Source organism: Halalkalibacter urbisdiaboli (assembly GCF_002156385.1).
Lineage (GTDB): Bacteria > Bacillota > Bacilli > Bacillales > Bacillaceae_D > Halalkalibacter_A > Halalkalibacter_A urbisdiaboli.
Map to the genome: position 1 here is coordinate 344,409 of NZ_MVJM01000002.1, position 12,545 is coordinate 356,953.

Annotated in this window: 12 protein-coding genes and 1 riboswitch; of the genes, 2 read left to right on the forward strand and 10 right to left on the reverse strand. The window is 38.8% G+C overall.

Annotated features, from left to right (window positions below; genetic code table 11):
• Positions 1-2: 2 nt before the first annotated feature.
• Both B1R93_RS09555 and B1R93_RS09560 read right to left on the reverse strand, forming a co-directional pair.
• The gene (locus tag B1R93_RS09555; RefSeq protein ID WP_088103752.1) at positions 3-266 is read right to left on the reverse strand and encodes a phosphocarrier protein HPr; all 264 of its coding nucleotides are present in this window, start codon (positions 264-266) and stop codon (positions 3-5) included.
• 267 nt (positions 267-533) lie between these two features.
• Positions 534-1,379: a PRD domain-containing protein gene (locus tag B1R93_RS09560; protein ID WP_088103753.1), complete on the reverse strand. Its 846-nt coding sequence runs from the start codon at positions 1,377-1,379 to the stop codon at positions 534-536.
• Positions 1,380-1,617: 238 nt separating this feature from the next.
• Between B1R93_RS09560 and B1R93_RS09565 the strand changes: the two genes are divergently transcribed.
• On the forward strand, positions 1,618-1,842 hold the full coding sequence (locus tag B1R93_RS09565; protein ID WP_088103754.1) for a helix-turn-helix domain-containing protein: 225 nt from the start codon (positions 1,618-1,620) through the stop codon (positions 1,840-1,842).
• 130 nt (positions 1,843-1,972) lie between these two features.
• Here the strand turns inward: B1R93_RS09565 and sdhB are convergent, their stop codons facing one another.
• The 4 genes from sdhB to B1R93_RS09585 form a co-directional block, all read right to left on the reverse strand.
• Positions 1,973-2,725 carry a succinate dehydrogenase iron-sulfur subunit gene (sdhB, locus tag B1R93_RS09570; protein WP_088103755.1) on the reverse strand — a complete coding sequence of 251 codons (753 nt, stop codon included), beginning with the start codon at positions 2,723-2,725 and terminating at the stop codon, positions 1,973-1,975.
• Positions 2,722-4,494: a succinate dehydrogenase flavoprotein subunit gene (sdhA, locus tag B1R93_RS09575; protein ID WP_088103756.1), complete on the reverse strand. Its 1,773-nt coding sequence runs from the start codon at positions 4,492-4,494 to the stop codon at positions 2,722-2,724. Before sdhA ends, sdhB begins: the two co-directional genes overlap by 4 nt.
• A 13-nt stretch (positions 4,495-4,507) precedes the next feature.
• The gene (locus B1R93_RS09580; RefSeq protein WP_088103757.1) at positions 4,508-5,137 is read right to left on the reverse strand and encodes a succinate dehydrogenase cytochrome b558 subunit; all 630 of its coding nucleotides are present in this window, start codon (positions 5,135-5,137) and stop codon (positions 4,508-4,510) included.
• A gap of 353 nt (positions 5,138-5,490) precedes the next feature.
• A complete protein-coding gene (locus tag B1R93_RS09585) occupies positions 5,491-6,840 on the reverse strand; it encodes a TrkH family potassium uptake protein (RefSeq protein ID WP_088103758.1) in 1,350 nt (449 codons plus the stop codon).
• Between the two features lie 126 nt (positions 6,841-6,966).
• Between B1R93_RS09585 and B1R93_RS09590 the strand changes: the two genes are divergently transcribed.
• The gene (locus B1R93_RS09590; protein ID WP_088103759.1) at positions 6,967-7,371 is read left to right on the forward strand and encodes a YslB family protein; all 405 of its coding nucleotides are present in this window, start codon (positions 6,967-6,969) and stop codon (positions 7,369-7,371) included.
• Between the two features lie 215 nt (positions 7,372-7,586).
• On the opposite strand, the gene B1R93_RS09595 is transcribed toward B1R93_RS09590, so the two are convergent.
• The 4 genes from B1R93_RS09595 to B1R93_RS09610 form a co-directional block, all read right to left on the reverse strand.
• Positions 7,587-8,822: an aspartate kinase gene (locus B1R93_RS09595; RefSeq protein WP_088103760.1), complete on the reverse strand. Its 1,236-nt coding sequence runs from the start codon at positions 8,820-8,822 to the stop codon at positions 7,587-7,589.
• A 116-nt stretch (positions 8,823-8,938) separates the two neighbouring features.
• Positions 8,939-9,125: riboswitch (Lysine riboswitch) on the reverse strand.
• 74 nt (positions 9,126-9,199) lie between these two features.
• Entirely contained in the window at positions 9,200-10,972 is a 1,773-nt protein-coding gene (gene uvrC, locus B1R93_RS09600) for an excinuclease ABC subunit UvrC (RefSeq protein ID WP_088103761.1), read from the reverse strand.
• Between the two features lie 128 nt (positions 10,973-11,100).
• Complete coding sequence (gene trxA / locus B1R93_RS09605) at positions 11,101-11,415, reverse strand: thioredoxin (RefSeq protein WP_034745400.1); 315 nt, start codon at positions 11,413-11,415, stop codon at positions 11,101-11,103.
• A gap of 144 nt (positions 11,416-11,559) precedes the next feature.
• Entirely contained in the window at positions 11,560-12,333 is a 774-nt protein-coding gene (locus B1R93_RS09610) for an enoyl-CoA hydratase (RefSeq protein WP_088103762.1), read from the reverse strand.
• Positions 12,334-12,545: the final 212 nt, after the last annotated feature.

Consider the following 12,545-nt stretch of genomic DNA (forward strand, 5'->3'; position numbering starts at 1 on the left):
AGTTACTCACCTAACCCGTCTTTAATAATCTCTTCAATACCTTTTAAAGCTTCGTTTGCGTCTGCTCCTTCTGCTTTTACTACTACCTCTGCACCTTGGCCAACACCTAGTGACATAACCCCCATAATTGACTTAAGGTTAACAGACTTTCCTTTGTACTCAAGTGTAATATCAGATGAATATTGTCCTGCCTTGTTTACTAATTGTGTAGCTGGACGTGCGTGAATTCCTGTTTCTGCTGTAATTTTAAATGTTTTTTCTGCCATTAATAATCAACCTCTCTCAATTAAAAATTTTGGGTGAAACAACTTTTACTAACTCCTATGCAAGTATGCCCAATTTGTTCTTTCTTTTACTCGTTTGAAAATATGAATGAAAACGTTTTATCCTTCAAGCATACTAAAAACAGGCACCAGCAAAGAAACGCACATGACAGATTGAAGTGCACATATTTAGAGTACCCCTTCAAACCCTCATATACACTTTCCTTACTCATGCCTGATCGAGTCAGTAACACGTAAATTTAAGTGTAACTACTTATGTATGCTTAAAAGCTTTTTTAAGAAAAGAACAACATCAGGCATTTGGCCAATTGAATAAGAACTAGAAAAACGATTATTCAATAGGTCAACAATAAGATTAGTAACATTATAGCATAACTGAAATTCTTCTTTCAATACATGTGTTAGATTATTAGAACGATAAATATCTCCGTCCACTTTAAAGCGGTCGACTACATCACACAAATAACTAACAATTCGCATATATTGTACCGATTGTTTATCAATGTGAATGTTTAATTCCTTTTCAATTAATTCAACCAATTCGTGAATTAATTGAGGATGCACACTTGTTTCTGCAATTGTTTTTTTAGAGTATGCACGGTTAATATGCAATGTAATAAAGCCGATTTCCGCTTCAGGAAGCTCGACATCTAAACCTATATTTAGTTGTTCGACTACTTTACGTGCAACAGCAAACTCCTGTGGAAACATTATCTCTGTTTCCATTAAAAAAGGGTTGGGTATTTCAATTCCTTGTTCAATACGACGAATTGCAAACTGGATATGGTCGGTTAACGCCAAATGAATTCGTTCATCTAATTTAATCTGTAGCTGCGCCTGAATAAATTGAACCATTTCTTCGATAAGCAAAATAAGAGACTCATCAACATCTGATAAAAGCTGCTTATATCGCTCTTGTTCAGAACCATCAACTAACAGGAAAAGCTTATCCACATCTTGTTCGCTTATTAATTCTCCTTGATTACGCCCAAATCCGATCCCTTTCCCGATTAGAATTACTTCTTGATTCCCAGAACGTTCAGCTATGACGACATTATTATTTAATATTTTTTTTATTAAAAACGAGCTAATCATTGGCTAAACCTCTCTTAAGTCAGCTTGTAGTTGTCTTCTTACTTACGTGAGTGAACACCTTCATCTTATCTGAATAGATTAAAAAACGTCAATACTGGTTTACATTGATAAATTAGTTTTTGTCAACTACTTGAATCACAAGAGTTCGTAGTTGCACATATACTATGATGACTAAACCCCTTCAAACCGGGAACCTTCCCAGCATTGCTCTCAGCCTGAGCAAGAAGGAGTGAACTCATTGAAAGGAGCAGAATTTGGACCAAAACCTTTACTTACGAAAAGGGAACGCGAAGTTTTTGAACTACTCGTCCAAGATAAGACGACAAAAGAAATCGCTCAATTACTTTTCATAAGTGAAAAAACCGTTCGAAATCACATTTCCAATACAATGCAGAAGTTGGGGGTAAAGGGGCGCTCTCAAGCCGTCATCGAACTAATCAGACTAGGTGAGCTTGAAATATAATTAAACACCCGCTTAAACTATGAGCATCACATCAAAACTAAAAACCAGCATCTTGGAATTGCTGGTTTTTAGTTTAATGCTCTTTTTATACAAAAAGGCCTCTTCATTAAGAAGAAGCCTAAAATACTTATCAATCACTCCCGAAGAAGTTTTTGAATGATTGTAATGTCGTTTGACGGTTAAGTGCAGCAATCGATGTTGTTAATGGAATTCCCTTCGGACAAGATTGAACACAGTTTTGTGAGTTGCCACAGTTGGCAAGTCCGCCGTCTCCCATAATCGTTTCAAGACGTTCAGCCTTATTCATTTCACCAGTTGGATGAGCATTGAATAAACGAACTTGCGAAAGCGGTGCTGGACCAATAAAATCAGATTTACTGTTTACATTCGGACATGCTTCTAAGCAAACTCCACAAGTCATGCATTTTGATAATTCATAAGCCCATTGACGTTTTGTCTCAGCCATCCGAGGTCCTGGACCTAAATCATATGTTCCATCAATTGGAATCCATGCTTTAACTTTCTTTAACGAATCAAACATACGGCTACGATCAATGACTAAGTCACGAACAACAGGAAATGTCTTCATTGGTTCAAGACGAATTGGTTGTTCTAGTTGATCAACAAGAGCTGTACAAGATTGACGCGGCTTTCCGTTGATAACCATCGAACATGCTCCACACACTTCCTCAAGGCAGTTCATTTCCCAAGCGATTGGTGTCGTTTGTTCACCTTTTGTATTTACTGGGTTACGACGAAATTCCATCAATGCGGAAATAACGTTCATATTAGGACGATATGGTACTTCAAATTCCTCTTGATAAGGACTGCTGTTCGGGTCATCTTGTCGTGTTACAACGAAACGAATTGATTTTTCACTCATGATTTAACAGCTCCTTGTTGTTTCTTTTGTGAATAGTCACGTTTACGTGGTTGAATTAATGATGTATCAACCTCTTCATATTCGAACTCTGGTGCTTTCGTTTCGGCATTGTATTTAGCTTTTGTTGTTTTTAAGAAGTCTTCGTCATTACGTTCTGGGAATTCAGGTTTGTAATGAGCACCACGACTTTCGTTACGATTATAAGCGCCAAGCGTAATAACGCGTGCTAGCTTAAGCATTCCATCTAACTGACGAGTAAACGAAGCTCCTTGGTTGCTCCATTTAGCTGTATCATTAATGTTAATGTTTTGATAACGCTCCATTAATTCCTGAATCTTTTCATCTGTCTTAAGAAGCTTATCATTATAACGAACGACTGTTACGTTATCTGTCATCCATTCCCCTAACTCTTTATGAAGGATGTATGCATTTTCAGTACCATCCATACTCATGATGTTGTTGAAAGTATCTTGCTCTTTCTTCACTTCATTTTCAAATACTGATGATGCAATTGCATCTGTAGACTTTTCTAAACCATTAATATAGTTAACCGCATTTGGTCCAGCAACCATTCCACCATAAATCGCAGATAATAATGAGTTTGCTCCTAAGCGGTTTGCTCCATGTTGAGAATAGTCACATTCACCGGCTGCAAATAAACCTGGAATATTTGTCATCTGATCATAGTCGATCCACATTCCACCCATAGAATAGTGAACAGCTGGGAAGATTTTCATTGGCACTTTACGAGGATCATCACCCATGAATTTCTCGTAGATTTCAATAATTCCACCAAGTTTAATATCAAGCTCTTTCGGATCTTTATGTGAAAGATCAAGATAAACCATGTTCTCGCCATTAATCCCTAACTTCTGCTCAACACATACATCAAAGATTTCACGAGTCGCGATATCACGCGGAACAAGGTTACCATAAGCAGGATATTTTTCTTCTAGGAAGTACCACGGTTTTCCGTCTTTGTACGTCCATACGCGTCCGCCTTCACCACGTGCTGATTCACTCATAAGACGTAATTTATCGTCACCCGGAATCGCAGTTGGATGGATTTGAATAAATTCACCATTTGCATAGTAAACGCCTTGCTCATAAAGCTTCGCGGCTGCATATCCCGTATTAATAACAGAGTTTGTTGATTTCCCAAAAATGATTCCAGGGCCACCCGTTGCCATAATGACCGCATCTGCAGGGAAGCTACGAATTTCAGAAGACTTCAAATCCTGTGCCGTAATCCCGCGACAGGTTCCTTCATCATCGACAATAGCAGAAAGGAATTCCCAACCTTCATACTTCGTAACTAGTCCACTTGTTTCGTGACGACGTACTTGTTCATCTAATGCATACAATAATTGCTGACCTGTTGTTGCCCCTGCAAACGCTGTACGGTGATGCTGTGTACCACCAAAACGACGGAAATCTAATAAGCCTTCTGGCGTACGGTTAAACATAACACCCATACGGTCCATTAAGTGAATGATTCCAGGCGCTGCTTCAGTCATTGCTTTAACTGGTGGTTGGTTTGCTAAAAAGTCCCCACCGTATACTGTATCATCAAAGTGCTCCCATGGAGAGTCACCCTCACCCTTTGTATTAACGGCCCCATTAATCCCGCCCTGCGCACATACAGAGTGAGAACGTTTAACTGGCACTAGTGAAAAAAGATCCACTGGGACGCCTTTTTCTGCTGCTTTAATTGTCGCCATCAGACCAGCTAGTCCGCCACCGACAACAATGATTCTTCCTTTACTCATATAGACCCACCCCTTATAAGACTGCTAAGTCCGGATTAATGAACGCTAAAATCGCACGAATTCCAATGAAAGTTAAAACAACGAAGATTGCAATTGTTACGTATGTTGCAATTTGTTGCGAACGCGGTGTAACTGTGATACCCCAAGATACGGCAAAAGACCAAAGACCGTTAGCTAAGTGGAATGTTGCAGATACTACACCGACAATATAGAAGATTAACATAAATGGAGAACTTAAAATATCAGCCATCATATTGTAATTTACTTCAGCACCAAACGCTGCCGCAATACGAGTTTCCCACACATGCCATGCGATAAAAATTAACAGGATTATCCCTGAAATACGTTGCAAGCGGAACATCCAGTTTCTAAAAAATCCATAACGACCTGTATTATTTTGCGCTTGAAACGCAATATAAAGTCCATAAATAGCGTGATAAAGCATTGGAATGAAGATGATGAAGATTTCGAGTGCGTAGCGGAACGGTAAGCTTTCCATAAAGTGCGAAGCTTGATTAAAGGCGCTTGCTCCTCGTGTTGCGAAATGATTGACGACCAAATGCTGAACTAAAAATAATCCAACAGGTATTACGCCAAGTAAAGAGTGTAACTTTCGGTTAAAATACTCACGATTACCAGCCATACTTTTCCCCCCAATTTTTTTAATTCCTATCCATACTCCTAGACGTTCTCTTTCTGCTTTCTTCTTCGTATAATATGTACCTCCCCACCGCGAAACATCGTGATATGGAAATGCTACGAAAAAATGAAACTTATATTAAGTTTCTGTGAAAAAAATCCGACAAATTTATTGTACTCCCATCGGATAACCGCGTCAAGAAAACGTATACAGGCTATTATTTTTTTCTAATATAACAATAAAAGGGTAAAAAAGAACAAAAATAAAAAGACATTGCTCCATTAATTTCATTTTACTAAAAATAAAATTATAGAACAAAGCCTTTATAAAAAATTGTTCATCCTAATTATGTATTATTATCCAATTATAATGCGCTCTGTCGGATATTTAAAATGACTCTTTGTTTCTTTTCTTTTTACGGAAAACAGGAATGCAATTAATCCAACCCTTCCGATAAACATTAGGATCATTAAGACAAATTGACTAGGAACCGATAAATCCGGTGTTACTCCCATCGATAGTCCACATGTTCCGAATGCCGATGCTGTTTCAAAAATAATCGCCATAAGTGGCGCATTGTGCTGCCCCTCAAAAGCAACGATTAAGGTAACTGCTGCAAACAGCATGACAATGAAAACAGATAAAACAATGAACGCTTTCTGACGATCCTCAGGATGAATTTCACGACCAAATACTTTAACATCCTCTTTACCAAGTGCAAAGCTACGAATCGTTAAAAACATTACCGCGATTGTCGTAGTACGAATTCCTCCACCCACACTTGAAGGGCTTGCGCCAATAATCATGAGCCCTGACATAAACAGCAGTGTTGCCATTCCAAGATTTGAAACATCCATGGTCGCTAAGCCACCGCTTCTTGTCGTAGCTGAATTAAATAAAGAGTAAAAAAGCTGCTGATGCCATTCTAAGCCAACGTAGTAATGGCCACTTTCCAATGCCCAAATACCGATAACCCCGATAATAAATACGGCAAAGTATGTTGTCGTCGTTATTTTTGTAAACAAACTGAATTTAAAATTGGGATTTTTTCTTGAAAAGTATTCTTTTAATTCCAACAGGACAGGGAAACCAATTGCACCAGCAAATATGAGCAATATCGTCACCAATTGAACGTAATAGTCATTAGCAAATGGAATCAGTGATTCACCGGTCACATCAAAGCCAGCATTCGTAAATGCACTTAATGCGGCAAAGGCCCCTTGATAATACGCCTGCCCGATTGTATCAAAATAACGAAGATAATATGTCCCTAAAATTAATGCACCAATGATTTCAATAATAATGGCTACAAATAAAATCCCTCTCATTAGATTAACTAACCCAGAAAACGTATTCTGATTCTGGTCAACCATAATTAGCATCCGTTGTGAAAAATTGATTTTTCGTCCGAAAAGCATCCAAACAAATGTACCAAGTGTCATAACACCTATGCCACCAAGTTGAATCGCTAAGGAAAGAAAAACAATTCCTGTGTAGCTATATGTTTCGGATACATTGACAACGGTTAATCCTGTCACACTTACAGCACTAACAGATGTAAATAATGCTTCCGAGTATAATACCTCCACGCCCGGTTGATGAGATATCGGTAAATACAGTAAAAAACTAAACAGAATCATTGCAACGATATAGGCAATAATAATGATTCGAAAAGGGGTTAAAAAATGATTTAATGCAGATTTCATAAAAACAAACCTCCGCTTATGTTCGCGCTTTAGTATAACACTTCTTGAAAATTGAAGCTACAAGGGTATAGAGAAATATCAGTACTCAGATTATAATAAAGATATAAAGAGAGGTGTCAGCACACAATGGATTTATTGGAGAGGGATGCTGTTCATTTTGGTTATGATTTAATTCGAAATGACTTATTAAAAGAATTACTTGGCCAAGAACATGATTCACTTTTATATTGGAGTGGGAAAGCATTAGCTAGAAAATACCCTTTACATAGTATCACAGAAACGATTGAGTTTTTTAAAGACGCAAATTGGGGATCTTTAGCTCTCATTAAAGAAAAAAAACGAGAACGACTTTTCGAACTGCGCGGAACGTGGATGGGAAAACAGGACAAGCGATGTTATCAGCTAGAAGCTGGCTTTTTAGCGCAACAGGTTGAACACTTAACTGGATTTACAAGTGGAGCTACAAATACAGTAAAAAAAGGCTTTGTCCTATTCCACATTGAAACCGATGTTCAAGATGAAATTGAATAAGAAAGAGGCTGTGCCAAAAGGTTGTTTTTTTTAACCTTTTGGCACAGCCTTCATGCAATGAGCGTAGTCGCTACATCTTTTAAAAGCCTTACGATGAGAGGGGCACTGAAAAAGGGGTGGGTTTCCCTTTTTCAGTGCCCTTACGATAAGTGGGGTTCTCATCGTAAGTTTCTGACTAGTGACTCAAAAAGAACATAAGACATGAATCACGCCTCTTAGGCGCTTACTTCTGTTTCTTGTTCTGCTAGTTGGAAGGCATCGTGGAGGGCTTCCACAGCCATCACCATGTCATCTTCTTTAATTACGGCCGATACTTTGATTTCGGATGTGCTGACCATTTTGATATAAATATCATTAGCAGCAAGTACTTCGAACATTGCCGCCGCTACACCTGGGTTGGAAACCATTCCTGAACCAACAATTGATACTTTTGCAAGCTCTTCTTCATGGGTAATATCCGTAAAACCAAGTTCTTCTTTCACTTGTTCCAAAGCTCTAATTGTTTCAACGATAATGCTTTGTGTAATCGAAAACGAGACATTTACAGAATCCTCATCTAACTGATTTTGAACGATGATATCTACATTTACGTTGTTTTCAGATAGTGCTGTGAATAATTTTGGTAATGTATCTAATTTATTCGGCAAGCCTGATACTGTTACTTTTGTTACATCATTTTCAAAAGCAATTCCTCTAACAATTAAATTCTTTTCCACTGATACTTCCTCCTCAATCATTGTTCCGATTTCATCGACCATACTTGAAGCGACCATGAGTGGAACGTTATAGTTTTTTGCAAATTCTACTGCACGAGGATGCAATACCCCGGCACCTAGATTGGCCATTTCAAGCATTTCATCATACGAAATAGCCTGCAGCTTTCTAGCGTTTTTTACATAGCGTGGATCTGTTGTGAACACACCTGTAACGTCCGTATAAATATCACAACGGTCGGCGTTTAAGGCTGCTGCTAGAGCAACTGCTGTCGTATCAGAACCTCCACGTCCTAATGTAGTAATATGACCATTCTCTGTTGCCCCTTGAAATCCTGCAACAATGATTACTCTTTTTTCTGAAAGCTCGTTCTCAAGTCGAGCTGTATCTATATTCGTAATCCGGGCATTACCGTGGCTTTCTTCGGTTTGAATTCCAGCTTGCCAGCCCGTGAACGAAATCGTATCAATGCCTCGTTTTTGTAATGCCATTGTTAACAATGAAATCGTCACTTGCTCTCCTGTTGTTAACAGCATATCCATTTCTCGTTTACTCGGTGAATCGGTAATTTCCTTTGCAAGGGTAACTAATTGATCGGTTGATTTCCCCATCGCTGAGACAACGACAACAACTTCGTTACCTTCAAGGAACGTTTTTTCTACCCTTTCTGCAACGTGTTCAATCCGTTCAACGGATCCAACCGATGTTCCACCGTATTTTTGTACAATTCTTGCCATTTTTTTTCATCCTCTCCATTTTCTGGCGTGATGAAAGCAAACAAAAAAGCAACAATAAGGAAAACCCCTCACCGTTGCTGTAAATACCAGACTGGTACCACTCTGCTCCCTTTCTCACGTGAGATAGTTCTCCACATAACTTTGGGTTAGTCATGTGACAGCCTTGTGCTTATTCAACACAAGTCCAGCATAAGTACGTATGAGCGTCACTTACACTTCGGCGAATTCCCCTTTCTCATGCCGTCTTCAAACCTCATCGTTCTCGGACATTTTACTCATGGTTTTCGCGCCTCTACCATCACTTCATATTGAAGCGTGGCATATTCAATTGCTTTTTATTTTAACAAAAGTATCTTCTTGTTGCAAGAGCCAGATCTTTATTCACCTTGCAATTTTTCAATAATAGCTTCTGCAACTTTTTGAGGAATCCCGAGTTCCGTGATTTCATCAACTTTAGCATCCTTCATTTTTTTTACAGAGCCAAAATGTTTTAAAAGCTGTTGTTTTCGTTTTTCTCCTACGCCGGGAATATCATCTAAAATCGATTGAAAAAACGTCTTTGAACGGGTTTGACGATGGAAGGTAATCGCAAATCGATGCACCTCGTCCTGTATCCGCTGCAATAAATAAAACTCATGACTGTCCCGTTTTAATGGAATCTCAACTGGAGGATCCCCCATTAACAGCTGCGAGGTTCGGTGTTTTTCATCTTTTGCTAAACCACAAACAGGGATTGCCAGACCTAACTCATCTGAAATTATTTCTTGAGCTACTGCAATTTGACCCTTTCCTCCATCAATCACGATTAAGTCCGGTAAAGGAAGCTCCTCATTCAATAATCGAATATACCTCCGTCTTACCACTTCTCGCATTGAACCGTAGTCATCTGGACCTTCAACTGATTTTATTTTATATTTTCGATAGTCTTTTCTACTCGGTTTCCCATCGATAAACGTAACCATTGCTGATACAGGATCAGTCCCCTGTATGTTAGAGTTGTCAAATGCCTCTATCCGATAAGGGGTTGCAATCCCCATCGCTTGTCCTAGGTTTTCAATAGCTTTAACAGTACGTTGTTCATCACGTTCAATTAATGAGAACTTTTCCTTTAAGGCAACCTTTGCATTTTCTGTCGCAAGGTCTACTAACTCTTTTTTCTTCCCTCGTTTCGGAAAAATCGTCTTAACCTCAAGGAATTGTTCAATTAAGTCAGTATCAACCCCATCAGGAACGAGAATTTCACTTGGCTTAATATGTTCCTTTTTCATATAAAATTGTCCGATAAAGGTTAATAAGTCCTCCGCCGCATCCATATAGAAAGGAAAGATGGAAACATCTCGTTCAATAAGCTTTCCTTGGCGGATAAAAAACACTTGAACACACATCCAGCCTTTATCATAAGAAAAGCCAAAGACATCACGATTAACATGATCATTTATCGTCATTTTTTGCTTTTCTCGAACTGCCTCCATATGCTGCAAAGTATCACGGATTTCCTTTGCTCGTTCAAAATTCAACTCTTCTGATGCCTTCAACATCTTTTCAGTTAGCTGTGCCTTAATTTCATCATGACCTGAACGGAGAAATTTCGTAATTTCTTGAACCATCTTTTCATTTTCTTCATCCGAAACATCATACACACATGGAGCAAGACATTGGCCTATATGATAATAGAGACAGACTTTATCAGGAAGTGTACGACATTTTCTTAAAGGATAAATCCGATCAAGCATTTTCTTCGTTTCATTTGCTGCACCAGCATTTGGATACGGACCGAAATATTTACCGCCATCCTTTTTAACCTGTCTTGTCGTAATGAGACGCGGATGCTTTTCATTTGTAATTTTTAAATATGGATAGGATTTATCATCTTTCAGCATGACGTTGTATTTTGGATCATGCTTTTTTATTAAGTTCATTTCAAGAATAAGTGCTTCTATATTTGAAGAGGTAACAATATATTCAAAGTCCGCAATTTCGCTTACAAGTCTCTGTGTTTTACCATCATGTGATCCAGTAAAATAGGATCGAACACGATTTTTCAATACCTTGGCTTTCCCAACATAGATAATCGTACCTTGACGATCCTTCATTAAATAACAACCAGGCTGATCAGGGAGAACAGCTAATTTTTCTTTTATATAACCCATTTTCCTCCCCCTTTCTTTCTCTATTGTTGGCGAAGTAAACGTATTTTTCAAGTATGAAAAACTGGGAGACCCTAAAATTCACTAAAATAAAAAAAGCCGAGATAATGTCCTCTCGACTTTTTCTAACCTTATAGGTGCTTGTTTAGTAATTCTGCTAATGCTTCTTTAGGTTGGAAACCAACAACTTGGTCTACGACTTCACCGTCTTTAAAAACTAGAAGAGTAGGGATACTCATGACACTGTACTTACCAGCTGTTTCTTGGTTTTCGTCTACATCAAGCTTTGCAATTTTTACTTTATCGCCCATTTCAGAGTCAAGCTCTTCAAGGACAGGTGCAATCATCTTACAAGGTCCGCACCATGGTGCCCAAAAGTCCGCAAGCACGACTCCTTCACTAGTTTCAGAAGCAAATGTTTGATCTGTTACATTCACAATAGCCATCGTAAAAGCCTCCTTATTTGTTAACATCTTACCAACTTAATCATACCATTTATAACCATACGTGGCGACTAAGTTGCTTATCACGTATTGTACCCTCGATTAGAATAGAAAAACAACTAGATTGCTCAGGAGATAAACGGAACATTAAGATCCTTTAAAGGCTGGTTTTCGTTTTTCAATAAAAGCCGTAATTCCTTCTTGACCATCTTCTGAATCAAAGGCTTTTCCGAAAAGCTTTGCTTCTCGTTCCAAGTTTTTCTCGAAATCAGGCTCACGACGTTGCTGTACTAATTGTAAAATCATACTTATTGTGAGAGGACTTTTATTCGTCATTTTCTGTGCCAATTCTTTCGCTTTTGCCAACAGTGTCTCTTCAGTATAAACGGCATTGACTAGCCCGATTTTTTCCGCTTCACTTCCTGAAATCGCTTCGCCTGTTAGCATCATTTCTAACGCCTTTGCCTTCCCAACAGCTGCAGAAAGACGTTGTGTCCCTCCAAATCCAGGAATAAGTCCTAATGTTAATTCTGGTAAGCCAAGCTTTGCGTTCTCTGTCGCGACTCGGATATGGCAAGCTAGCGCAAGCTCCAGCCCTCCGCCTAAAGCTGCACCATGAATGGCCGCAATAACCGGCTTTGGAAAATATTCAATTCGATTAAACAACTGTTGCGCTTCACGGGCAACTTCGGAAAAGATATCACCTGATTCTATTTCAGTAAACTCCTTAATATCTGCCCCTGCTGCAAAAAATCGACCATCACCATGTAAAAGGACAACTTTTGCTGCCGTGTCCTTTTCAACCTCTTGTAAAGCTCGGTCAAGTTCTTTCAATACATTTGTTGACAAAGCATTGGCTGGCGGACGTGACAACGTAATAACCGCAAGTTGTTCTTCCCTATTCCATTGAACGAAACCCATCCTGACACACCCTTTCTTTCTATTAAGGGGTGTTGTCTTCTCCTTTTTGCTACTCTCTTCCCCTTACCAATTCATTCTTTGTTGAATCGTAAAAACCCTGCAACTAAGCCGCAAAGAAAATCATATAGATAAGACCAGCAAGGAAAAAGGCTCCACAGCTTATATATAATATTTTCATTAATAATTCCATTTTACGCTCTCCTTGCCTCTAG